Below are 24,578 nucleotides of genomic sequence, written 5' to 3' on the forward strand. Positions count from 1 at the left end.
ACGCCTGGGATGCCCAGGCCATGCCCATGAACGCCCTGAAAAGCGGCGAGTTCACTTCTGTGCTGGAGCTGGACTCTGGCCAGGAATACCAGTTCCGTTATGTGTACGATGACGGTTCCTGGGAAAACGACTGGGAAGCGGATGGTTACGCCGCCAACGGCCTGGATGGGGAAAACTCCATCGTTCGCGTCTAGGTGAAAATCGGGTATAAACAGGGGTTCCCTGTTTGTCTGTGAGGAACCCGTATGGCTGTTGGCTTCACCCACCCTTTTGCATTTGACCCCGCTTATGGTTATTCACCGGAGGCGTTGTTGGCGGTAAGCGCACCGCCGCCGCCCGCTGATTTCGCCGCCTTTTGGCAAGCGCGTTACCAAAGCGCCATGAGGATGCATCCACGCCCGCTCATTGAGCATACCGGCGTGGCGCGGAATGGTTTTGAGGTCTACGACCTGCGCTATTTGTCCACCGGCGGCACCGTGATCCGGGGATGGCTGCTGGTTCCGCAGGATCAGCCGGTGACGCGGGGGCTGGTGTTCGGGCATGGCTATGGCGGTTGCAGCGGGCCGGATGACCGTCTGCATCCGCCAGGGGCTGCGCTGTTGTTCCCCTGTTTCCGTGGCCTGTCGTTGAGCCAACTGGCGGCGGTGTCCAGTGACCCGTCCTGTCATGTGTTGCACTGCATCGACAAGCCGGAACACTACATCATCGGCGGCTGTGTGGAGGATCTGTGGCTGGCGGTGTCGGCTTTGCTGCTGCTGTTCCCGGCGGCGCGCGGGCATGTCGGGTATGCAGGCGTCAGTTTCGGCGGCGGGATTGGCGCGCTGGCCCTGCCGTGGGATGAACGTATCCAGCGGGCGCACCTGAATGTGCCGACGTTCGGCAACCAGCCGTTGCGCCTGCAACTGCCCACCGTCGGCAGCGGGGCGGCGGTGCAACAGTACCAGCAGCAGCACGGCCATGTGCTCGACACCTTGCAGTATTACGACGCCGCTGTCGCCGCCGGTTTTATCCATCAGCCCATGCATGTCGCCGCCGCTTTGTTTGACCCGGCGGTGGCGCCACCCGGGCAGTTCGCCATTTACAATGCATTGCCGCAGCCGAAGTCGCTGTTCGTGCTGGAGGCCGGGCATTTCAACTACCCGCAGCAGGTGGCGCAGGAACAGGCGTTGCTGGCGGAACTGGAGAATTTCTTCGGGCAGTTATAGGGCTGTCATTCCGGCATGGTTACCGTAGTGAGCTGACATTGGCGTAATAAGCGGCGCGCCATTGGGGCATGTGTTCATACCCCTGCAACACAAACCCGGTAAAGTTCCCCTGACCCCCACCAGGAGCCGCAGCATGCAAACCTTTGGTTACAAGATCGTCGACAAGAGCCATGAAGAAATCGGGCCGGTCGTCAGCGCCGCCATCGGCCAACAGCGCCCGCTGGAAGTTGGCCTGTATTTTGGCAACCCCGCAGCGTGGGAGCTGATCCGCTCCAGCCTGCGGGAGGCTTCCGTCCCGATTCCGGTCAGCACCCATCTCGATCACCAGCGCCTGAGCCTGTTCCATCTCGCCGGGATGGAGGGGCAGCTTCACCAGCAGATCACCCAGGCGCAGGAAATCGGCTCCACCTATTCCATTACCCACATCCATAACCGGCCAACCAGCCAACGCCCCGCCCACCGCAAGGCGTTGGCTGAATACCTGACCCGCCAGTTGCAGGTGTTGGAGGCGGTGTGCGCCGAACGCCAGCATCCCATCCATATCGAGAACACCTACCACAACCTGGAGTTTTACCGCTGGTTTTTTGACCTGGTGGAACGGTTGGAGCTGCGTCACATCCACCATTGCTTCGATATTGGCCACGCCAAAATCTGGTCACTGGAAAAATTGCCGCAGTGGTTTTTGTGGTTGCGGGAGTTGGCGGACAGGGGGTTCCGCATCCATTTCCACCTGCATGCCAACAACGGGCTGGAAGACCAGCATTTGTCCTTCGTGGAAACCGAGGCGACGGGCATGAACCGCGCCGACAGCTACACCCTGAAATGGGATTATTTCGAGGTGATGGCGGAACTGCGTGAACACTTTCCAGACAGCCGCAAGGTGTTTGAGGTCAAGCCCCGGCAAGCGCTGGAAAACATGGCGTTGGTGATGGGGCGGTTGGGGCGCTGATACGCAAGGGTCAAACGGCTGTTGAGGAGGGGCAGGTTCGGCAAATGCGACGGGAATATCACCGCTGGTATAGCGCCCGGCTGGGGCGCATGATGGAATTGCTGGTGTTCGGGCATGCGGGGGCGAAAGTGCTGGTGTTCCCCACCCGTGACGGGCGTTTTTACGAATACGAGCAGTTGCGCATTGTGCACCAGCTGGCGCACAAGCTGGAGGCGGGGCATCTGCAACTGTTCTGCGTGGACAGTGTCGACCATGAGTCGCTGTATTGCTTCTGGAAGCATCCCGCCGAGCGCATCCGCCACCATATCCGCTTTGAGGATTACATCCTGCATGAAGTGTTGCCGTTCATGCAGCACAAGAACCCGCACCCGTGCACCATCGCGCACGGCTGTAGCCTGGGGGCGTTCCATGCCGCCAATATCGCGTTCCGCCATCCGCACCTGTTCCAGAAACTGAGCGCGTTTTCCGGCCGTTATGACCTGACTTTGCCGGTGGAAAGCTTCACCGACCTGTTCAACGGCTATTACGACGAAAACATTTATTTCCACACGCCGACGCACTTCCTGCCGAACCTGGGCTGTGGCTGGCGGTTGGGCCATTTGCAGCGGATGGACATCGTGCTGGTGATTGGCCGGGAAGACCCGTTCCTGGGCAATAACCAGCATTTGAGCCATATCCTGCACAGCAAGGGCGTCCGGCACCAGTTGCATGAATGGGATGAACGCGCCCACCGGGGCTATTACTGGCGGCGGATGGCCCCGCTGTACCTGTAGCCGCCGTCCGGATGCGCCAAGGCGGCGTCAATGCCGGACGGTTTTGGAAAACAGGTGGATGACCAGCACCCCGGCGATGATCAGCAGCATCCCCAGCGTCGCGGCCAGATCCAGGCGTTCATTGTAGAAAATGATGCCGATGATGCTGATCAGCACAATGCCCAGGCCAGACCACACCGCGTAGGTGACGCCCAACGGGATGGAACGCAACGCCAATGTCATGAAATAGAACGCCATCCCATAACCAACCACCATGACGAATGTCGGCAATGGTTTGGTGAACTCTTCCGTCGCGCGCAGGGAACTGGTGGCGATGACTTCAGCCACGATGGCGAGAGCAAGATAAAGGTAAGACATAAATTCCAGAAACCGGGTCCAACAAAACAGAGCCGGTATCATAAAGAAAGAAAGCTTGTCTGGATATGTGGCATCCGGAATATACATCCGCAAAACCGCGCCGGGCGCAGTTTGTCATGTAATTGTCATATTGTGCAGGCTAGTATGCTAACGATAAAAGCTAATGGAACGCCGCCGGAGTTTTGCATGCAGAAATTCACATGGATCATTGCTGTCATCGCCGCCCTGTTGCTGGTGAAAGGGTTGTTCTTGGATGGCGGGAATGCGCCGCCAGCCAATGTCGACCCCGCCAATGCCGATTTGGTCATTGTTTCCGGCTCGGAAAACAGGGAACTGCAACCCCTGATCGACGCTTGGGCAAGCGATGAAGGCAAGAAAATCGCCGTGGTTTACCAGGGCAGCGTGGACATTTACCGTAACCTGCAACAGGGTGCGGCCATGCCTTACGACGCCATTTGGCCTGCCAACCATTTGTGGGTCGAACTGGGTGACACGCAGAAAGTGGTCAGGCATGAACAATCGATCATGCGTTCCCCAGTGGTGCTCGGCCTGAAGCAATCCATCGCCCGCCAGCTTGGCTGGGACAAGCGCACGGTGCGGATTCAGGACATCCTCGACGCCGCCGAACAGAAACGCTTCCGGCTGGCCATGACTTCCGCCACCCAGTCCAATTCGGGCGCGAGTGCTTATCTCGGCTTCCTGTACGCCATGGCGGGCTACCCCGACACCCTGACCATGCAGAATTTGCAAGACCCGTCCGTGCGGGAAAAGGTCAAGAGCCTGCTGTCCACCACCAACCGCTCCTCGGGCAGCTCCGGTTGGCTGAAGGAAGCCTTGGTGCAGCACCCCGACCGTTTCGACGCCATGTTCAATTACGAGGCGCTGGTCATCGAAGCCAACCAGGCGCTGGTGAAACAGGGGCAGGAGCCGCTGTACGCCATCTACCCACAGGACGGGTTGTCGGTGGCGGACAGCCCGCTCGGCTTTATCGACAAAGGCGACAAGGCCAAGGAGGAACTGTTCCTGAAGCTGCAACAGTACCTGCTTTCCAGCAAGGTGCAGCAGCGGATTGAAGGCATGGGCCGCCGCACCGGCTTGCTGGGCATGACGGTCGCCAATCCTGACAAGTCTGTCTGGAATCCGGCTTGGGGGATTGAGGCCGACAAGAACATCGCCTCCATCCCGGTGCCGCAGCAACAGGTCATCCAGGAGGCCCTCAACCTTTACCAGACCGATTTGCGCAAGCCCAGCCTCACGGTCTGGGTGCTGGATGTTTCCGGCAGCATGAGCGGTGCCGGGATCGACAGCCTCAAGCAGGCCATGACCACCTTGCTGGACCCGGCCCAAGCCAGTGAACACCTGTTGCAGCCGGGGCCACAGGACATTACCTACATCATCCCTTTCAACAATCAAGTGGAAGCGGTCTGGAAAGTGCAGGGCAATGATCCCGCCCAACTGGCGGCGGCGTTGCGCAGCGTGCAGTCGTTGGAAGCGCGCGGCGGCACCGACCTGTACGCCGCGCTGGTGACAGCCTTGCAGCAGTTGCAGCCTTATCAGGCCGACGGTTCGCTGTGGCGTTACCTGCCCGCCATTGTCGCCATGACGGACGGGCGTTCCGACGGCACCAACCGGTTCGCGTTCCAGGACGCCTTGCAGGCGTTGCCGTTCGCCAGGGATGTGCCGATCCATGCGATTGCGTTCGGTGATGCCGATACGCAGCAATTGCAGGAACTGACCGGGCAAAGTGTTGGCCGCCTGTTCCAGGTCAAGGGCGACCTGCCCGCCGTGTTGCGTGATGCCAAGGGTTACAACTGATGCTGAAACTGAAGGAATTATGGCGGCAGGTCGTGGCGGGCGTGTTCGCCGCGCTGGTGTTTGTCGCGGTGTATCTGGGTTTGGGGCTGGTGTGGTGGGCGGCCTTGCTGGCCGGTTTCGCGGTGTATGCCGCCAGCCTGCTGCTGATTGAGCGTGCGCCGGAAGACAGTGAGGTCTATGTTTTCGCCAATATCACCCAGTCTGACATCAATACGGCGGCGCGCCAATGCCAAGAGGCTGCCGAACAACTGCGCAAGGCCAGCAAAGCCAAACGCCTTGACGCCGATACGGCGACAGCGTTGGGGCGGATGGCGCAACTGGTGGATGACATCGGTGCCAATTACCGCGTTGACGCCCGCGACCTCAAGTACAGCCGTAATTTCACCAATCACTACCTGCCGAAAATCCTCGAACTGGTGGCGGATTATGTGGCATTAAGCGAGCGTGCGACCAGCGGCGCATCCCTGGAGCGTCTCCACCAAGTTGGTGGTGCCATCCGTGGTTACCTGCCGAATTTGCAGACCATCCATGATGCATGCCTGGAAAACGATTTCGAAAAACTGGAGCTGGAAACCGCCGTGCTCGGCGACGTGATGAAGCTCGCCGTTCCCGCCGCCAAGGAAACAAGCCAATGAGAAAGCTACTGGGAATCCTGATATTGCTGGCGGTCGCCGCAGGCGTCGTGGTCGCCACCCAGGTGGATTGGGGCAGCCTGCAACGCACCGCCACCGCCAAGCAGGACTGGGCGGACGTGAAGATTTTCTACGGCGGTGAGAAAACGGCTTTCCTCACTGACCCCGGCGTGCGGAAAATACTGGACAAATACAAGGTGCGCCTCAACGCCGCCAAGGCGGGCAGCATCGAAATGGCGACCCAGCTTCCCGTTGATGGCGTGGACTGCCTGTGGCCGTCCAACCAGATTGCGGTGGAGCTGGCGCGGCAGGCGGGCAGGCCGGTGCTGTCCGACACCAATATCTTCAATTCGCCGTTGGTGTTTTACGCTTGGCGGCCAGTGACGGAAGCTTTCCTCAAGACCGGCGTCGCCGCCCGCAACAATGGCGTGTTGACGGTCGACACCCTCAAGCTGGCGCAACGGGTGCAGCAGCAGAAACGCTGGAAGGAGGATCTGGGGTTGGATGTGTACGGCGCGTTGAAAATCTTTTCCACCGACCCGCGCAGCTCCAATTCCGGCAATATGTGGGCGGGCCTGCTGGCCAACACCCTGAACGGCGGCAATGTGGTGGCGGCGGCGGATCTGCCGAAGGTGCTGCCGGAAGTGCAGGCGTATTTCCGCGCCATGGGGTATATGGAACACAGTTCCGGCGACATTTTCGAAAATTTCCTCAAGCAGGGCATGGGCGCACGCCCGATCATTGTCGGTTACGAAAACCAACTGGTGGAGTTTGTGATCGCACATCAGGAATACCGCGATGTGATCCGTGACAAGATCGACATCCTGTACCCGGCACCAACGGTGTTCGCCAGCCATCCGCTGATTTCCCTGACGCCCAACTGCAAGCGGCTGGAGGATGCGTTGCAAGACCAGGGTTTGCAGGCGCTGGCGTGGAAGGCGCATGGCTTCCGCAGCGGCCTGCTGGGGGTGGGCAACAGCCCGGACGTGCTGAACGTGGGTGGAATCCCTGCCACGGTCAACCAGGTCATGCCGTTGCCTGAAGCGGCGGTGATGAAGCGGCTCATTGATGCGCTGGAATAAGCGGCTTAACCAAACTGCAATATAAGTTTCATGTTGCTGCAAACTTTCTTGCTTACATTGCGGCTCATCCAAGCCCACTCATAATGGAGATTCCGTAATGAAACATTTGAACATCAGCCTGATGGCGGTGGCAGTGGCCGCTGCGCTGGCAGGTTGCAACGGTAATGACGGCGGTAGCGCCTCGGATACGACCACCACCACCACTACGCCTGCCGCCCGCTCCATCAGCTTTGGTTCTGTTCCTGTCCCTGCCACGGAGGCGGAAAAACGCGCGGTCAGCGCCACCAGCAAGGCGACGGTGAATGGCAAGGACTACAACATTGGCTACAACACCATCATGCGCAGTGGCGACCAGGTCGGCGGAGGCACCTTCGGCTTGGTCTACGATTCCACCGGCACACCGCTGACCGCCACCGATGGCTCGCTGCGCGTTTCCGACGACAATGACTTTGCTTCCCTGCTGCCGGTCGGCGGCAAACTGTTCATGGTGTCCCACTTTGAAACCCGTCCGGCAGCCATGTACCTGACTGAACTTTCCCAGGACAAAACCAGCGGCAAGCTGACCGCCGTGCAGACCCGCAACCTGGATTTCTCCGCTGTCCATGGCGGCTGGGTGCATTGTGCAGGCAGCGTGACGCCGTGGAACACCCACCTGGGCAGTGAAGAATACCCGCCTGACGCCCGTGCGGTTAACCCGGCCACCGGCTCCATCGACAACGACAGCGAATATTACAATGCCATGGCGGCCTACTACGGCGGCAACAAGCTGGCGCTGAATGCCTATGACTATGGCTATCAGGTCGAAGTCAAAGTCAATTCGTTCGACAGTGCCACCGTCACCAAACATTATACGATGGGCCGTATCGCGCACGAACTGGGCAAGGTCATGCCTGACAACAAGACCGTTTACATGTCTGACGATGGCGGTAACGGCGTGATGCTGCGCTTTGTGGCGGACAAGGCGGGCGACCTGAGTTCCGGTGAACTGTTCGCTGCCAAATGGACGCAGACCAGCAAGGACAACGGTGGCGCGGCCAACCTGTCCTGGGTCAGCCTGGGCAAGGCGACCGATGCGGAAGTCAAAACCTACCTGGACAGCAAGCTGACCTTCGCCGATATGTTTGACGCCGAAACCGCCAACGCGGACGGTTCCTGCCCAACAGCGGGCTTTACGCATGTTGCCACCGGCAGCGGCACAACCGGCATCAATGGCGTCACCGAGTGCCTGAAGCTGAAAACCGGCATGGAAAAGGCCGCTTCCCGCCTGGAAACCCGCCGCTATGCCGCCCTCAAGGGTGCGACCACCGAATTCAACAAGATGGAAGGCATCACGCTGGATCAAGACAGCAAGACTATGTATATGTCCATGTCCTCGGTTGAAAAAAGCATGCTGGATAACGACAAGACCGACCTGGGCGGCCCGAATGACATCCGGTTGGACAAAAACAGCTGCGGCACCGTGTTTGGCCTGAAACTGGATGACAATTATGCCGCCACCAGCATGGCGGGCGTGGTTCCCGGCAAGGCCTCCACCACCGGCGACGCGGCCAACACCTGTGACCTGAACGGTGTCGCCAACCCGGACAACGTGACCTACATGCCGGGCTACAAGACCCTGATCATTGGTGAAGACACCGGCACTGGCCATCAGAATGACGCCATCTGGTCTTACAACACCGAGTCCAAGGCGCTGACCCGCATCCTGACCACGCCATACGGTTCGGAAACCACTTCCCCGTATTTCTACCCGGACATCAACGGCTGGGCGTACCTGATGGCGGTGGTGCAACACCCTTACGGCGAATCTGACCAAAGCAAACTGGTGGCTGGCTCCGGCGACAACCGCGCCTATACCGGCTACATCGGCCCACTCCCTTCCATGAAGTGAGCGTTGGCTGCTGTTTGATATAAAAATAAGAAACGGGGGCGGCTGTGGCTGCCCCTTTTTTTGTATTCAGGAGATGACAGGATGATTGACCGGAACCTGATGATCAGCGGCATGCTGGGTTTGTGTTTGTCGGCTTGCGGAGGGGAGGCGGACAGCGGTGGCACAGCAACGTCCGCCGCCAGCGCTGTGCTGGAGGATTTGACGCCGCAAACCCTGACGGCCAACCAGGCGGCCTACATCCCGCCGCAATGTTATACCCGCACGCTGGATACGGCGGGCAGGGCGCATAACCCGTGCATGACCTGCCATATTCCGCCCAAAGAACCCAATTTTGTGAATGATGGCGCTTTGCAGCTCGGCTATACGTTTGCGGAATACGCCAACACCAACCATTGGGGCAATTTGTTTAAAGACCGCAGCCAGCAAGTCGCCGCCATCAGCGACAGCGCCATCCTGGAGTATGTGCGGCACAACAATTACCAAAGCAGCGCTGGCAAAATTGATCTGGCGGAAAAGCTCAAGGCCGTCCCGGCGGGCTGGGACTTTGACAAGGATGGCCAGTGGTCGGGGTTTGTTCCTGATTGCTACATGAATTTTGACCAGGAAGGCTTTGACCGCACCCCCGGCAACCAGTACAGCGGCTGGCGGGCGTTCGCTTATACCCCGTTTTTGGGGACTTTCTGGCCGACCAATGGCTCCACGGACGATGTCATCATCCGCTTGGGGGAGCCGTTCCGCCGCAATGCTGACGGGCAATTTGACCTGCTGGCCTACAAGACCAACTTGGCGATTGTCGAGGCGCTGATGACCCGCCAGGATGTGCCGGTTGGCCCGGTCGATGAAAGCCGTTTTGGCGTTGACCTGGACAAGGACGGGACATTGGCGGTGGCGACCCGGATTGCATTCGATTGGGCACCGAAGGAAGGCCGCACTATGGCGTTCGTCGGGCAGGCCAAGGCGATGCAGGAAGCGGGGCAATTGCATCTGGCGGCGGGCTTGTTTCCGGAAGGGACGGAATTCCTCCACAGCGTGCGCTACCTGGATCTGGATGCGGCGGGCAAGGTCAAGCTGGCACCGCGCATGAAGGAATTGCGCTACGCCCGCAAAACCGGCTGGCTGACCTACTCGGATTTGGAGTCCGCCGCGATCACCGAGGCGACGGAAAAAGCCAAGTTTCCCGACCGCCTGCGCCAGTTGATCGGCAATGTCGAGCAGGGCATGAGCAATCGGGCGGGCTGGGTGTATCAGGGTTTCATCGAAGACCGGGAAGGTGCCTTGCGTCCGCAGACTTTTGAGGAAACCACCGCCTGCATGGGCTGCCACGGCGGCATCGGCGCCACCAGCGACAGCAATTTTTCCTTTCCGCGCAAGTTGGGCCATGACAGTTTCCAGCAGGGTTGGTATCACTGGAGCCAGCGCGGTTTGCAGGGTGTCCCTGAACCCAAACGTGCCGACGGCCAGTACGAATACACCCATTACCTGGAGCAGAACGGCGCGGGCGATGAGTTCCGCGAAAACCTGGAAGTCATCAGCAAGTTTTTCGACGGGGCGGGGAACCTGAACCCGGATGCCGCCAACCGCCTGCATGGTGACATTGCGGAATTGCTGCTGCCATCCTCGGGGCGGGCGTTGCAGCTCAACAAGGCGTACAAGACGATCGTGGATGGGCAAGATTTCATCCATGGGCGCGAGGCGATGGTCACGCCGCCAGGCAATGTCCATGAAAGCGTGGAAAGGGGACAGGAAACCGGGGTAAGCGCCATCATCAGCGGCCCGCGATAGCCAGCCGGACAGGGCGGCGCATCTGGCCGTGCCTGTCAACAAAGTGTCATGAAGTCCGATTAAGCTGGGGGCTTTTATTCATTTGGCGTGGTTTGCAGATGCGCATCCTGATGGTTTCCGACGTGTATTTTCCCCGTGTGAACGGTGTTTCCACCTCCATCCAGGCGTTCCGGCAGGCGTTGCAGGCCGCCGGGCATCTTGTCACCCTGATTGCGCCGGATTATGGGCAGACAGTGGCGGATGAGGCGGGCATTGTCCGCATCAGTTCGCGCAAGGTGGTGGTCGACCCGGAAGACCGCATGATGCGCATCCGCCATATCCATCGGCTGACGGAGGCGTTGCGGGCGGAGGATTACGACATTATCCATATCCATGCCCCGTTCGTGGCGCATTACGCCGGGCTGAAGTTGGCGCGCAAGCTCAAACTGCCGGTGGTGGCGACGTACCATACATTTTTCGAGGAATACCTGTACAACTACGTCAAATGGCTGCCCAAGGAATGGCTGCGTTATGCGGCGCGGCGCTTTTCCCGCACCCAGTGCGCCGAGCTGGACGCGCTGGTGGTGCCTTCCAGCGCCATGCAGCAGGTGCTGGTGGATTACGGGGTGGGGACACCCATGACTGTCCTGCCGACGGGGTTGGACATGCAGGTGTTCGAAGCCGGGGATGGCGCGGCGTTCCGCCGGAAACAGGAGATTCCCGCCGACCGCCCGGTGATCTTGTTTGTGGGGCGGGTGGCGTTCGAAAAGAATATCGGTTTCCTGCTGGAGGTTGTGGGGCGGTTACAGGCCCGAATACCCAATATCCTGTTGGTGATTGCTGGGGAAGGCCCGGCGGAAAAGGCGCTGCATGCCCAGGTAAAGCGGGGCGGGTTGCAGCAGCAGGTGAAGTTCGTGGGCTATCTGCGCCGTGATGGCGATTTGCAGGCATGTTACAAGGCGGCGGATGTGTTCGTGTTCGCCTCCCGCACCGAAACGCAAGGGCTGGTGCTGATTGAGGCCATGGCTTGCGGGACGCCGGTCGTCTCCACCGCCGTGCTGGGGACGCGGGATGTGATCGGCGCGGGGCAAGGCGGGCTGGTGGCACCGGAGGATGCCGAAGGTTTCGCCGCACAGGTTGAACGCCTGTTGCAGGATAAGGTTCTGCACGCCCAGAAAACCGAGGAGGCGCTGGCGTATGCGGCGTCCTGGTCACATACTGCACAGGCGGAAAAACTGGTGGTGTTTTATCAGCAAGTTATGGGTGGATAACCGCTTTTTCTGAGGTTGCAGCACGCAGCAGGAAGCCGCATCCTTGACGATTTCTATCATGCTTTTTCCTTAGCGGAGGATTCCCCTTGAACGACCCGACGCGACAAGCAGCGCCACCCACCCCAACACTGGGGCAGGCATTTTTCTACTGGCTGAAATTGGGTTTCATCAGCTTTGGTGGCCCAGCGGGGCAAATCGCCATCATGCATACCGATCTGGTGGAAAAGAAACGCTGGATTTCCGAACACCGTTTTTTGCACGCGCTCAACTACTGCATGTTGCTGCCGGGGCCGGAAGCCATCCAGCTTGCCATTTACATCAGTTGGCTGATGCATGGCGTACTGGGTGCGGTGATTGCCGGGGTGTTGTTTTTCCTGCCTGCGTTCGTGCTGTTGTCGGCGCTGGCGGGTGTGTATCTGGCCTGGGGGGATGTGCCGCTGGTGCAGGGCATTTTCTACGGCATCAAACCAGCGGTGGTGGCGGTGGTGCTGTTTGCGGCTTGGCGGATCGGCTCCAAGGCGTTGCGTAACGGCATCCTGTGGGGTATGGCGGCGCTGGCGTTTGTCGGCATTTTTGCATTCGGGATTGGCTTTCCCTGGATTGTGCTGGCGGCGGGTGTCCTCGGTGCACTCGGCGGCAAACTGATGCCGGACAAGTTCAAGGGCGGCGGCGGGCATGGCGCATCCGACAAGGCTTACGGTGCAGCGGTGATTGATGATGATGCCCCGACCCCGGCACATGCGCGGTTTTCGTGGCCCAGGCTGGGTGCAACCGTGGCGGTATTCGTCGCCGTTTGGCTGCTGGCCATGCTGGCGCTGGGTGGGCAACAGGTTTTGGCCGATATGGGCAATTTCTTCACCAAGGCGGCCTTCCTCACCATCGGTGGGGCGTATGCGGTGCTGCCTTATGTCTATCAGGGCGGGGTGGAGCATTACGGTTGGTTGAGCGGTGCGCAGATGATGGATGGGCTGGCGCTGGGCGAAACCACGCCGGGGCCGCTGATCATGGTGGTGACATGGGTCGGCTACTTGGGTGGCGTCACCAAGGGTGTGCTTGCCAATCCGGGCTCGGCGGGTGTGGCCGGTGCGGCGGTGGCGACGTTTTTCACGTTCCTGCCGTCGTTCCTGTTCATTCTTGTGGGTGGGCCACTGGTGGAAAGCACCCGCAACGACCTGAAATTCACCGCGCCGCTGACCGGCATCACTGCTGCTGTGGTGGGCGTGATCATCAATTTGGCGGTGTTCTTCGCCTGGCACACCTTCTGGCCGCAAGGGACGGCCACCGCACCGTTTGCCGGAACCTTCCAGTGGTTCCCGGTGCTGGTCGCCATTGCCGCTTTCCTGGCACTATGGAAATACAAGCAGGACATCATGCGGGTAATCGGCGTCAGCGCGCTGCTGGGGCTGGCTTATGCATTGATTAAGGGGACAATGTGATGATGGGGGCGGATCATTGCCAAGCCCCGGCAGGAGACGCATAGCTGGAATTGCCCGGTATGAGTTTTCCTGCACTGCCTGCTGTTTCGGGTGGAATTGGGCATCAGCAAAACACAAAACCACCTGAAGAGCTGTTGAAATGGGTGATGAAAAACACCTCACTTACTTGGAATGAAAGCTTGGCGTTTGGTGTACCATACCCGGCCAAATGCGTTGAGGAAGCTGTCGGTGTGTTGAATCGTTGCTCGGGAACATTGGTAAGGTACGGTCGGGTATGGGTGATTCTGCTGGGTGTGTTCATGCACCATCCGGCGCTGGCGGCCCAGCAACCACTTGACCAGGTGGTCTTGCAGTTGAAATGGGTGCCGCAATTCCAGTTTGCAGGTTATTACGCCGCCCAGGCCAAGGGCTTTTTCCGGGAAGAAGGCCTGGAGGTGACGCTGCAACCCGGCGGCCCCGAGGTGGCGCCAATGGTTGAAGTGCTGGATGGGCGGGCGCAATACGGCGTTGAGGCCGGGGAGCTGGTTTACCACCGTTTGCAGGGCAAGCCGGTGGTGGCGGTGGCCAGTATTTTCCAGCATTCGCCAGCGGCGCTGATGACGATGGGGAATTCCAATTTGCTGACGCCCCACGATCTGGCGCACAAGCGTGTCGGGATGCTGGTGGGTGGCCAGCCGATTGTGGAAATCGCCGCCATGTTTGTGAATGAAGGGGTGAAGCTGGATGCGCTTTCCTTGCAGCCCAACAGCATCGGCACGGATGCGCTCGTGTCCGGCAAGCTGGATGCCGATTTTGCCTACATGACCAATGACCCGTTCAAGAACAAGCTGGCGGGGCGGGATGTCCATTATCTTTTGCCCATCAATTACGGGGTGGATTTCTATGGCGACACCCTGTTCACCACGGAACGGCAGTTGCAGGAGCACCCTGAACAAGTGGCGGCCCTCTACCGCGCTGTTGTCAGGGGGTGGCGTTATGCGCTGGAGAATCCCGAAGAAACCATCAGCCTGATGTTGGAGCGTTTCCCCAACTTGCAACGCGATGCCCTGCGGTTTGAAGCGGGGCGCATCCGGGAACTGGTGAACCCGGACATCGTGCAGATCGGGCATATGAACAGCGAACGCTGGCGGCGGATGGCGGACACTTTCGTCAAACTGGAAATGGTGAACGACACCAGCAGGCTGGCTGGCTTCCTCTATGACCCGGAGCAAAGGCCGGATTATCGCTGGTTGTGGTGGGTGTTGGGCGTCCTGGGAGGCGCAATCTTGTTGGGTTTCGCAGGCAGCGGGGTGTTGGCTTGGTTCAATGGGCGCTTGCAGGCGCAAAATTCCCTGTTGCAGCAATCCATGCAAGAGCGGCGACAAGCCGAAAACCTATTGCAGGAAAGCCGCCGCACCCTGCAAAGCCTGATCGGCAACCTGCCGGGCATGGCCTACCGTTGCCGTTATAACCGCCAATGGGCGATGGAGTTCATCAGCGATGGGTGCGAAATCCTGATTGGGTATCCGGCCAGCCATTTCCTGGGCGTTCAGGGACACAGTTTCAACAGCCTGATCCATCCAGATGATCAGGATCAGGTCTGGGATGAGGTCAGCGCCGCTGTGGCGGACGGCCATGCCTACCAGCTGAATTACCGGGTCCGCCACCGGAACGGCACCTGGCGTTGGGTGTGGGAGCAGGGGCATTGCGTGGAGCGGGATATGCAGGGCGTCCCGCTGTTCCTGGAGGGGTTGATCATGGACATCACCCCGCAGGTGGATACCCGGCAGAAGCTTCAGCAGGCCAAGGAAAAGGCCGATGCGGCGACCCGCGCCAAGTCCATTTTCCTCGCCAATATCAGCCATGAAATCCGCACGCCCTTGACCGCCGTCACGGGGTTGGCTGAATTGTTGCAGCAGATGGAGCTGGGGAGTAAGCAGCGCGAATACGCCGAGCAATTGTTTGCGTCTTCCCGGTTGTTGCTGGGGATTGTGGAAGATGTCATGGATTTTTCCCGCATCGAGGCCGGGGAAGCCAGCTTGCGGCCAGCGCCGTTTCACCTGCCGGGCATCCTGCAAAGCGTGGAGTACGTGGTGGGCGAGCAGGCCCACGCCAAAGGGCTGGGCTTTCAGGTGGTGGCGCAAAAAAACATTCCGCCGTTTCTGGTGGGCGACCCGTTGCGCCTGAGCCAGGTGCTGAACAACCTGTTGGTCAACGCCATCAAGTTCACCACCAAGGGGGAGGTGTCGTTGCATGTCAGCATGGAGTCCCGCACCCATACCCAGGTGCGCTTGCTGTTTTGTGTGCGTGACACGGGCATCGGGATTCCCGCCAGCCAGCGCAGCCGCCTGTTTGAACCCTTCACGCGCATTGAAGGCCAGAGCGACGCCATCGCCATCAAAGGTGCGGGGCTGGGCCTTTCCATCAGCCGCCGCTTGGTTGAACTGATGGGCGGCGAAATCCGGGTGGAAAGCATCCCTGGCGTTGGCAGTGAGTTTTCCTTCGCGGCGAATTTCGAGGTGGAGACGAGGACGCAGGCCAGGGTGGAGGCTTCAGTGCCATTGGAGGATGCCGGTTCGGGGGCGTTGGCAGGCGCCAAGGTGTTGCTGGTCGATGATGAGCCGCTGAACCTGATGATCGGGGTGGAAATACTCCACAAGTTCGCGTGCAATGTCCAGACCGCTGACACCGCCGTACAAGCGCTGAAACGGCTGGAGCATGAGCCTTTCGACCTGGTGCTGCTGGATGTGGAAATGCCGGGCATGAAGGGCGACGAACTGGCCCGGCGCATCCGCCAGAATGCGCGCTGGCGGGATCTGCCCTTGGTCGCCCTGACGGCGCATGCTTCCACCGACATCCGTGAACGTTGCCGGGAAAGCGGCATGGACGCTTACTTGGCCAAGCCGTTTGAAATAAAACAGTTGCGGCAAGTGTTGCTGCGTTTTCTGGCGGCCAGGCAGTCGGCCTGACCTTACCCGGCGTAGTGGGGCATGCCAGAGATTGTCGGCAACAGGAACTCCAGCGGGTTGCGCTGCTGTTGCAAGCGCGCCTCCAGCCCCTGTTTTACGACGCCCCATTCGGTGTCGAGGATGCTGTAAACGGCGGTGTCGCGGATGACGCCGTCCGGCATGATGGCGCTGCGCCGCAGCACGCCTTCCAGCACGGCACCCATCTTTTCCAGTGAACGGCGCGAACGCGCGTTGCGGATGTCGGTCTTGAATTGCGCCCGCAGGACGCCAAAGGTTTCGAACGCATGGCGCAGCAGCAGGTATTTGCTTTCCAGGTTGATGCCGGTGCGCTGGTGTTCGCTGGCGTACCAAGTGGCGCCGATTTCCAGTTTCATGTGCTTCATGCAGATGTCGCGGAACCGGGTGCTGCCAATGGCTTTGCCGGACGCTTGGTGGATGACGGCAAACGGCAGGTCGGTTCCGGCCTCGCGCAGGCGGATGGCGCTGCCGATGAAGGCTTCCATGTACGTTGGTTCGGCCAAGTTGCCATAGAACATGTACTGCCACAGCCGTTCGTCATGCGCGGCGTGCAACAGGTCAGGCATATGCTGCTCATGGAGCGGCTCAAGACGGACTAGCCGCCCCTCCAGTATGACAGGCTGCAAAGTCATGGCGAAACTCCTTTCCAGTTAGTGGGAAAGCGCGGCTAGGGGTCAGGGCAGGTAAGGCAACAGGTAGATGCTGCCTTCCGCCAGCCCGGCTCCCAGCAACGCGCCGATCAGCACGTCACTGGGGTAGTGCAGGCCCAGGATCACCCGCGACAACGCCACCAACGTGGCGAACGGAATCACCAGCACGGCCCATTCGGGGTAATAGTGCAGCAGCACCAGGCTGAAGCTGACCGCATGCAGGGTATGGCCGGACGGGAAACTGAACTGGTCCAGCGCCGCCACATTCTGGAAAATGTCGTCATTATGGCTGTAAGGGCGCACCCGCCCGGTGGAGGTTTTCAGCAATTTGTAGACCGTCAGCCCCGCCAGCGCCACCAGCCCCATGTGCAGGGAAACCTGTGCGGCGGGCCAGCCATAGATCAACGGCAGCATCAGCATCAGCACATACCAGAAAATGCCATCGCCTAGGCGGCTGACAGCGGCGAAAAAGAGGCTGACCGGTTTCCAGTGGTTGATGCGGTTGAACAGCAGGCACAGCGGAATTTCACGGTCGTTAAGCTGATGTAACAGTTTCATGGCTGACCTCGTGGAGGACGGTTTGGATAGTGTCGTGCAGGCGCCGCACCACTTTTTCCCAGCTCAGGTCGTGGGCGGTGAGGGTGGCGGCGGTGCCCATGCGTTGGCGTAGGGCGGCGTCCTGCGCCAGGGCGACGCTGGCTTGGATGAAGGCGTCATTGTCATCCAGCAGCACCGCCATGCCGTTGTCACCGCTGCGGATATGTTCGCGGGCGGCGGCGTAGTCGAACGTCACCACCGGCAGGCCGCAGGCCATCGCCTCCATGATGACATTGCCGAAGGTTTCACTGGTGCTGGGGTACAGGAACAGGTCGCCGCTGGCGTAGTGTTCCGCCAGTTCCACTCCCCGGCGCATGCCCGCGAACAGGCAGTCGGGATGCAATTCCTGCAAGCGTTTGCGTTCCGGGCCATCGCCGACCAGCAGGAAGTGCGCATCCGGAACCACTTGCTGGATGGCGCGGAAAGCGGCGAACGCCAGATCCAGGTTTTTTTCCTGCGCCATGCGTGTCACCAGCGTCACCAGCAATTGGTCAGGACGCAGGCCCAGTTGCGCGCGCAGGTGTTCGCTGCGGCGTTGCGGGTTGAACAGCCCCGAGTCGATGCCGCGGGCGAGGATGTCGAGCTTTTCATAGCCGCTGGCCGCCAGTTGCTGGCTGAGTTCTTGGGTCGGCACCAGTGTCACCAATGTCTGGTTGTGGACATGGCGCAAGTAGCGCTTCGCCAGATTGAAGAAGCTGCTGAGGCGGTAATAGCGGCTGTATTGGTCGAAATTGGTGTGGAAATCGCTGATCACCGGGATGCCGAGCTTTTTCGCCGCCTTCATCGCGGAATAGCCGAGCGGGCCTTCGGTGACAATTTGCACGATGTCCGGGCGCTGTTTTTTCCACTGCCGCTTGAGGGCGTTGTATTGCGGGAAGCCGAGGCGCACTTCACGGTAGAACGGCAAGGTCAGCCCATTGACCAGATATTCCTGGAAACCTTCCGTCTGCGTGGCGCGTTCACGCGGGTTCTGGCGTGGGCGCACCAGCTGGATGTGGTAGCCGCCATGGGCGCGCAAGCCTTCCACCAGACGGTAAATGGTGTTGGCGACGCCGTTGACTTCCGGCGGCCAAGTTTCGGTGACGACCGCCAGCCGGGTGTTGCGTTGGATAAGTTTGAGGTTGGGGGCAGTCACAATTACGTAATCTTGCATTAGACATACTTCTGATTATGAAGGGTAAATACTGCAGACGGGTGACGCTTTTGTGACGGTTGCGTTTAGTTGGCCGCTTGGTTGGGCAGGTCAGGGGTTGGGGGAAAAGCGGTAACCTGCCCCCCGCACTGTCTGGATGTAATGGGCCAGGCCGTGCGGTGCCAACAACTTGCGCAGACGCAGGATATGCACATCCACTGTCCGCTCCTCCACATACACGTTGCGTCCCCAAGCGTTGTTGAGCAATTGTTCACGGCTGTATACGCGATCAGGGTGCTGCATGAAGAATTTTAGCAGGCGATATTCGGTAGGGCCAAATTCAAGTTCTTCCCCGCGCGCGGTGACGCGGTGGCTGAGGGAATCCAGCACCAGTTCCTCGTATTCCAGCACTTCGGAGGGCTGGGCGTTATGGGTGCGGCGCAGGACGGCCTGGATCCGCGCCACCAGTTCGGCAGGAGAAAAGGGTTTGCTGATGTAATCGTCGACCCCAGCGTGGAAACCGTTGATCTTGTCGCTTTCTTCAGCGCGCGCGGTCAGCATGATGATGGGGATATCCTGGGTATTGGCGTCGCGCTGGAGACGCCGCACCAGCTCCAGCCCGCTGATGCCGGGCAGCATCCAGTCCATCAGGATCAGTTGGGGGCGTTGGCGGTCGATTTCGGCGTAAGCCTGTTCGGCGTTGGCGGCTTCGGTCAGTTCGAAACCGGCGCGTCCCAGCGCAAAGCCGACCATATTGCGGATAGGTTGCTCGTCTTCTACGATCAGGATAGTGCTCATGTTAAACCTGTGTGAATTCCATTCTCCACGGGCATTAAAGCGCAGGTGTATGTCAGTTCCGTGACAGACTGAAAATAAAAAAGGCGTCCGAAAGGACGCCTTTTACAGTGCTGAAATGGTTTGCCTGATTACTTGGCAGGAGCCGCTGCGGCAGTTGGTGCCGCTGGTGCTGCAACAGTGGCGCTGGCGGTAGGCGCGGCCACTGGGACTGGAGCTTGTGGCATTTGTGGCGCCATTTGCGGCATGCCATTGTAGCCATAAGCCCATGGGTTGTTTTGATAGCTGTTGCCGTAACCGTACAGGTTGTTGTAGGCGTTGCCGTAGCCATAACCATTGCCAGCGCCATACCAGTCGCCATTGCCACGGCCGCTGCCTGCAACGTCGGTGTCCATGTCGGTTTTGCCTTTGCCTTTGAAGTTGATGCTGAATTCAACTTCGCCGTCTGCGTTGCCTTTGCCACGGCCCCAGCCGTTGACATCGCCAGCCCCATTGCCGTAACCGTTGCCATAAGCATTGCCATAGCCAGTCCCGTTGCCATTGCCATTGCCGTAACCGCTGCCGTTGTCAAAGCCATTGCTCCAGTCAGCAGCGGCGACAGTTGAAAGGGCAACCAAAGAAGCGAATGCGATAACTTGCAGTTTCATAATCTGTTCTCCTAGCGTTTGTCAGTGGAAAGCTTTAGCGTGTGAATATCATAATATTAGAATTTTCTAATGTAAAGAGGGGAAACTGCATTTTTTAGGGTTGCTGTGAACTATTTGCCGGATACCCGCCCGCATTGCCGGGCTGGCCTGATGTCAGGCCAGCGTATTGCGGGGGAAGTGGTTAAGGCTTGATCCGGTACTCCGCTGACCGCGCATGTGCTGTCAGCCCTTCGCCGTGCGCGAGGATGGACGCGATCTTGCCCAGTTCCGACGCACCTTCCGCCGAGCAGTCGATCAGCGAGGAACGTTTCTGGAAGTCATACACCCCCAGCGGGCTGGAGAAGCGCGCAGTGCGGGAGGTCGGCAATACGTGGTTCGGCCCGGCGCAGTAATCGCCCAGCGCTTCCGCCGTGTAGCGGCCCATGAAAATCGCGCCTGCGTGGCGGATTTGCTTGGCCACTTCGCGCGGGTTTTCCACGGAAAGCTCCAGATGCTCCGGCGCGATGTAGTTGGCGACCTTGATGGCATCATCCAAATCCTGCGCCAGGATCAACGCGCCCCGGCCTTGCAGCGAGGTGGTGATGATTTCCTTGCGCGGCATTTCTTCCACCAGCCTGTTGATGCTGGCTTTGACCTGCGCGATGAAGTCCGCGTCCGGGCATACCAGGATGGATTGCGCGTCTTCGTCGTGCTCGGCCTGGGAGAAAAGATCCATTGCAATCCAGTCCGGGTTGGTCTTGCCATCGCAGACCACCAGGATTTCGGAAGGCCCAGCGATCATGTCGATGCCAACCGCGCCATACACCATCCGTTTGGCGGTGGCGACGTAGATATTGCCCGGCCCGACGATCTTGTCCACTTGTGGGACGGTTTGCGTGCCGTAAGCCAGCGCCGCCACCGCCTGTGCGCCGCCGATGGCGAACACGCGGTCAACGTTGGAAATGGCCGCCGCTGCCAGCACCAGCTCGTTCACTTCGCCCGCAGGCGTCGGCACCACCATGATCAGTTCCGGCACACCGGCGACCTTGGCGGGCACAGCGTTCATCAGTACGGACGATGGGTAAGCCGCCTTGCCGCCGGGCACGTACAGGCCAACCCGATCCAGCGCCGTCACCTGCTGGCCCAGCAGTGTGCCATCCGCTTCGGTGTAGCTCCACGAATCCATTTTCTGGCGTTCGGCATACGCCTTGATGCGCTCGGCCGCCAGTTGCAGGGCGTCACGCTGTCCTGGCGTGATCTTGTTCAGGGCTTCCTGCAAGCGGGCAGCCGGGATTTCCAGTTCCGCCATGCTGCCTGCGCTCATGCGGTCAAAACGGTTGGTGTATTCCACCACCGCTTCGTCGCCACGGGTACGCACATCTTTCAGGATGCCGTTGACGGTGTTGAACACCGCATCGTCAGAGACGCTTTCCCACGCCAGCAGATCCTGCATCTCCTGCCAGAAATTGGCGTCGCGGGTGTTTAATTCCTTGATGTTGAGCATGTTCAGAGATTCCTGCGTTTTTCTACCGACTCGGCCAATTGCTCCAGCACCTTTTCGGTGGTGTCGAAATTGATGCAGGCGTCGGTGATGCTTTGGCCGTAAACCAGTTCCTCGCGTTTTTTGCCGTCGGCTTTCTGGTTGCCTTCCACCAGATGGCTTTCGATCATGACGCCGCAGATGGAGCGGTTGCCGCCTGCAACCTGTTCGGCGACATCAGCGGCGACTTCCGGCTGGCGGCGGTAATCCTTGCAGCTGTTGGCGTGGCTGAAATCAACCATCAGGTACGGTGGCAGTTTGGCCTTTTCCAACGCCGCCACCGCCTTGGCGATGCTGTCGGCGTCGTAATTGGGCTCTTGCCCGCCGCGCAGGATCACATGGCAGTCTTCATTGCCCTTGGTGGCGAAGATGGCGGTGCGGCCTTCCTTGGTCACGGACAGGAAATGGTGCGGGCGGGAAGCGGCGCCAATGGCGTCGATGGCGATGTTGAGGTTGCCATAGGTGCCGTTCTTGAAGCCGATCGGGCAGGAAACGCCGGAAGCCAGTTCGCGGTGCCCCTGGCTTTCGGTGGTGCGTGCGCCGATCGCGGCCCAACTGATCAGGTCAGCGACGTATTGCGGCGTGATCAGGTCCAGGTATTCGGTGGCGGCGGGCATGCCGACGTTGTTCAGCTCCAGCAGCAGTTTGCGCGCCAGGCACAGGCCCTTGTTGATGTGGAAACTGTTGTCCAGATCCGGGTCATTGATCAGGCCTTTCCAGCCAATGGTGGTGCGCGGTTTTTCGAAATAAACCCGCATGATGATGTGCAACTGGCCTTTCAATTGGTGGCGTATGTGCTGCAAGCGGGCAGCGTATTCCAGCGCCGCATCCACATCATGGATGGAGCAGGGGCCAGTCACCACCAGCAGGCGGTCATCTTCACCGTGCAGGATGCGGTGCGCTTCCTGGCGGGCGGCGTACACGGTTTCGGTGGCTATGTCGCTCAACGGATATTCACGGTGCAACTCCATCGGCGGGGTCAGTTCGTGAATGCCGATAATGCGCAAGTCGTCAGTCTGGTATTTCATTGTATGTTCCTCTGCTCAACCGCTGACTGGAGGTGGGCCAGCAGGTTGCGGATAGGCTCGTGTTTCAGTTTCATCGAAGCCTTGTTGACGATCAGGCGGGAGGTGATGTCCGCCATGTGTTCCAGTGGCGCCAGTCCGTTTGCTTTTAATGTGTTGCCGGTGTCAACCACGTCCACGATGCAGTCGGCCAGCCCGACCAGCGGAGCCAGCTCCATTGAGCCGTACAACTTGATCACATCGACCTGGCGGCCTTGCTCGGCGAAATAATGGCGGGCGCAGTTGACAAATTTGGTGGCGACTTTCAGGCCGCCGTCCGGTAGTGGTTTGCCTGCAAAACCCGCCACCATCAGCTTGCAACGGGCGATTTGCAGGTCGAGAAGCTCGTACAAATCCTGTCCGCCGTGTTCCATCAGCACGTCCTTGCCCGCCACGCCGAGGTCAGCCGCGCCGTATTGGACGTAAGTCGGCACGTCGGTCGCGCGGATAATGACCAGTTTGACTTCGGGGCGGTTGGTGTCGAGGATTAGCTTGCGGCTGGTTTCCGGGTCTTCCAATGGCACAATGCCCGCAGCTTGCAACAGCGGCACGGTATCCTTGAATATGCGCCCTTTGGAAAGCGCAATCGTCAGTGTTCCTTTCATAATCAAGCATTCACCCGTTGGATGCGCGCACCCAGGCGGGAAAGTTTCTCCTCAATTTTTTCGTAGCCACGGTCGGTGTGGTAAATGCGGTCGACCGTGGTTTTGCCCTGCGCTGCCAGACCCGCCAGGATCAGTGAGGCGGAAGCGCGCAAGTCGGTCGCCATCACCGGCGCGCCTTTCAGGTTGGGCATACCGGCGACAATGGCGGTGTTGCCTTCCAGACGGATATTTGCGCCCAGACGCATCAGCTCGGCGACGTGCATCATGCGGTTTTCGAAAATGGTTTCGACAATGACGCCAATGCCTTTGGAAAAGGCGTTCATTGCCATGAACTGCGCTTGCATGTCGGTCGGGAACGCTGGGTATGGGTCGGTGCGGATGTCCACCGCTTTCAAAGTGCGGTCACGCATGTCCACTTCAATCCAGTCATCGCCATTGTCGACCAGCGCCCCGGCTTCAGTAAATTTGTGCAGCACAGCATCGAGTGTGTCAGGCGCTGCTTTCAATGCCCGCACCCGCCCGCCGGTGATGGCGGCGGCGGCCAGGAAGGTGCCGGTTTCAATCCGGTCTGGCAGCACGGTGTAATCCACGCCCTTGAGGCTGTCCACGCCTTCGACAGTGATCTTGTCGGTGCCTGCGCCCTTGATGTTGGCGCCCATGGCAATCAGGCAGTTGGCAAGGTCGACGACTTCAGGTTCACGCGCCGCATTTTCCAGGATGGTGCGGCCTTCCGCCAATACCGCTGCCATCAGCAGGTTTTCTGTACCGGTCACGGTCACGATGTCCATGACGATGCGTGCGCCTTTCAGGCGGTCGGCTTTGGCGCGGATGTAGCCTTCTTCGACCACGATTTTCGCGCCCATCGCTTCCAGGCCGGTGATGTGGATATTGACCGGGCGGGTGCCGATGGCGCAGCCGCCGGGCAAGGAAACTTCCGCCTCACCGAAACGGGCGAGCATCGGCCCCAGCACCAGGATGGAGGCGCGCATGGTGCGCACCAGGTCATAAGGCGCGCAGAAATGCTTGATGGTGGAGGTGTCGGCATGGATATTGTTATGTTCGTCCGCCTCAATCCGCACACCCATGCCAGCGATGACGGCGGACAGTGTGGTCACATCCTTCAGGCGCGGCACGTTGCGGATGGTCATGGGGGAATCCGCCAGCAGGGTGGCGGCCAGCAGGGGCAGGACGGCGTTTTTCGCCCCGGAAATTTCCACATCCCCATCCAGGGCGACGCCGCCCTCGATAATCAGTTTCTGCATGGTATTAAGACCCGGTTCAGTCGCTTGTCAGCAAAAGGATGGAATAATAGCGAAAATTGTTGGTGGATACACCGCAAAGTACAAACTTTCATGCGATGGGGTTGATCAGGGGAACTTAATAAAAGTAGCCCGCTTCTAAAAAACCACAATGGGGAAAACGACGGCAGGCACG

21 protein-coding genes and 1 pseudogene are annotated in these 24,578 nt (G+C 59.6%); 12 read left to right on the forward strand and 10 right to left on the reverse strand.

Going from position 1 to position 24,578, the window contains the following annotated elements; translation table 11 throughout:
- The 4 genes and pseudogenes from VSS37_RS10545 to VSS37_RS10560 form a co-directional block, all read left to right on the forward strand.
- Positions 1–194: pseudogene (locus VSS37_RS10545) on the forward strand (isoamylase early set domain-containing protein); the annotation flags it as partial.
- Between the two features lie 51 nt (positions 195–245).
- Entirely contained in the window at positions 246–1,205 is a 960-nt protein-coding gene (locus tag VSS37_RS10550; protein WP_324695015.1) for an acetylxylan esterase, read from the forward strand.
- A gap of 133 nt (positions 1,206–1,338) precedes the next feature.
- Entirely contained in the window at positions 1,339–2,154 is an 816-nt protein-coding gene (locus tag VSS37_RS10555; protein ID WP_324695017.1) for an IolE/MocC family protein, read from the forward strand.
- Positions 2,155–2,198: 44 nt separating this feature from the next.
- Positions 2,199–2,927 carry an esterase family protein gene (locus VSS37_RS10560; RefSeq protein WP_324695018.1) on the forward strand — a complete coding sequence of 243 codons (729 nt, stop codon included), beginning with the start codon at positions 2,199–2,201 and terminating at the stop codon, positions 2,925–2,927.
- A gap of 27 nt (positions 2,928–2,954) precedes the next feature.
- Here VSS37_RS10560 and VSS37_RS10565 read toward each other — a convergent pair whose 3' ends face one another.
- The gene (locus VSS37_RS10565) at positions 2,955–3,284 is read right to left on the reverse strand and encodes a DMT family transporter (RefSeq protein ID WP_324695021.1); all 330 of its coding nucleotides are present in this window, start codon (positions 3,282–3,284) and stop codon (positions 2,955–2,957) included.
- Positions 3,285–3,470: 186 nt separating this feature from the next.
- On the opposite strand from VSS37_RS10565, the gene VSS37_RS10570 reads away from it, so the two are divergent.
- The 8 genes from VSS37_RS10570 to VSS37_RS10605 all read left to right on the forward strand — a co-directional run bounded on the left by VSS37_RS10570 (position 3,471) and on the right by VSS37_RS10605 (position 16,117).
- Positions 3,471–5,099 carry a vWA domain-containing protein gene (locus VSS37_RS10570; RefSeq protein ID WP_324695022.1) on the forward strand — a complete coding sequence of 543 codons (1,629 nt, stop codon included), beginning with the start codon at positions 3,471–3,473 and terminating at the stop codon, positions 5,097–5,099.
- On the forward strand, positions 5,099–5,734 hold the full coding sequence (locus VSS37_RS10575; RefSeq protein WP_324695024.1) for a 5-bromo-4-chloroindolyl phosphate hydrolysis family protein: 636 nt from the start codon (positions 5,099–5,101) through the stop codon (positions 5,732–5,734). Before VSS37_RS10570 ends, VSS37_RS10575 begins: the two co-directional genes overlap by 1 nt.
- Entirely contained in the window at positions 5,731–6,813 is a 1,083-nt protein-coding gene (locus tag VSS37_RS10580; RefSeq protein ID WP_324695026.1) for a hypothetical protein, read from the forward strand. Before VSS37_RS10575 ends, VSS37_RS10580 begins: the two co-directional genes overlap by 4 nt.
- 97 nt (positions 6,814–6,910) lie before the next feature.
- Entirely contained in the window at positions 6,911–8,701 is a 1,791-nt protein-coding gene (locus VSS37_RS10585; RefSeq protein WP_324695028.1) for a PhoX family protein, read from the forward strand.
- Positions 8,702–8,782: 81 nt separating this feature from the next.
- Positions 8,783–10,483 (forward strand): Aq_1262 family (lipo)protein, encoded by a 1,701-nt coding sequence (locus VSS37_RS10590; protein ID WP_324695030.1) that lies wholly within the window; start codon positions 8,783–8,785, stop codon positions 10,481–10,483.
- Between the two features lie 98 nt (positions 10,484–10,581).
- Positions 10,582–11,733 (forward strand): glycosyltransferase, encoded by a 1,152-nt coding sequence (locus VSS37_RS10595; RefSeq protein WP_324695032.1) that lies wholly within the window; start codon positions 10,582–10,584, stop codon positions 11,731–11,733.
- Between the two features lie 86 nt (positions 11,734–11,819).
- On the forward strand, positions 11,820–13,169 hold the full coding sequence (gene chrA, locus VSS37_RS10600) for a chromate efflux transporter (RefSeq protein ID WP_324695033.1): 1,350 nt from the start codon (positions 11,820–11,822) through the stop codon (positions 13,167–13,169).
- Between the two features lie 230 nt (positions 13,170–13,399).
- Positions 13,400–16,117, forward strand: a complete 2,718-nt coding sequence (locus VSS37_RS10605) for an ABC transporter substrate-binding protein (protein ID WP_324695034.1) — start codon at positions 13,400–13,402, stop codon at positions 16,115–16,117.
- A gap of 2 nt (positions 16,118–16,119) precedes the next feature.
- Here the strand turns inward: VSS37_RS10605 and VSS37_RS10610 are convergent, their stop codons facing one another.
- The 9 genes from VSS37_RS10610 to murA form a co-directional block, all read right to left on the reverse strand.
- Positions 16,120–16,767, reverse strand: a complete 648-nt coding sequence (locus tag VSS37_RS10610; RefSeq protein WP_324695036.1) for a GNAT family N-acetyltransferase — start codon at positions 16,765–16,767, stop codon at positions 16,120–16,122.
- A gap of 42 nt (positions 16,768–16,809) precedes the next feature.
- Entirely contained in the window at positions 16,810–17,343 is a 534-nt protein-coding gene (locus VSS37_RS10615; RefSeq protein WP_324695038.1) for a phosphatase PAP2 family protein, read from the reverse strand.
- Positions 17,321–18,535: a glycosyltransferase family 4 protein gene (locus VSS37_RS10620; protein ID WP_324695040.1), complete on the reverse strand. Its 1,215-nt coding sequence runs from the start codon at positions 18,533–18,535 to the stop codon at positions 17,321–17,323. The genes VSS37_RS10615 and VSS37_RS10620 overlap by 23 nt, the downstream gene beginning before the upstream one ends.
- Before the next feature lie 90 nt (positions 18,536–18,625).
- On the reverse strand, positions 18,626–19,312 hold the full coding sequence (gene phoB / locus VSS37_RS10625) for a phosphate regulon transcriptional regulator PhoB (protein WP_324695042.1): 687 nt from the start codon (positions 19,310–19,312) through the stop codon (positions 18,626–18,628).
- A 128-nt stretch (positions 19,313–19,440) separates the two neighbouring features.
- Entirely contained in the window at positions 19,441–19,956 is a 516-nt protein-coding gene (locus VSS37_RS10630; protein WP_324695043.1) for a hypothetical protein, read from the reverse strand.
- 181 nt (positions 19,957–20,137) lie between these two features.
- On the reverse strand, positions 20,138–21,439 hold the full coding sequence (hisD, locus tag VSS37_RS10635) for a histidinol dehydrogenase (protein ID WP_324695044.1): 1,302 nt from the start codon (positions 21,437–21,439) through the stop codon (positions 20,138–20,140).
- A 2-nt stretch (positions 21,440–21,441) separates the two neighbouring features.
- The gene (gene aroG, locus VSS37_RS10640) at positions 21,442–22,503 is read right to left on the reverse strand and encodes a 3-deoxy-7-phosphoheptulonate synthase AroG (protein WP_324695046.1); all 1,062 of its coding nucleotides are present in this window, start codon (positions 22,501–22,503) and stop codon (positions 21,442–21,444) included.
- Positions 22,500–23,144 (reverse strand): ATP phosphoribosyltransferase, encoded by a 645-nt coding sequence (gene hisG, locus VSS37_RS10645; protein WP_324695048.1) that lies wholly within the window; start codon positions 23,142–23,144, stop codon positions 22,500–22,502. The genes aroG and hisG overlap by 4 nt, the downstream gene beginning before the upstream one ends.
- 2 nt (positions 23,145–23,146) lie before the next feature.
- Positions 23,147–24,406, reverse strand: coding sequence for a UDP-N-acetylglucosamine 1-carboxyvinyltransferase (gene murA, locus VSS37_RS10650; protein WP_324695050.1), 1,260 nt, complete (start codon positions 24,404–24,406; stop codon positions 23,147–23,149).
- Positions 24,407–24,578: the final 172 nt, after the last annotated feature.

It is taken from the genome of Candidatus Thiothrix phosphatis (assembly GCF_035668035.1).
Taxonomy (GTDB): Bacteria; Pseudomonadota; Gammaproteobacteria; order Thiotrichales; family Thiotrichaceae; genus Thiothrix; species Thiothrix phosphatis.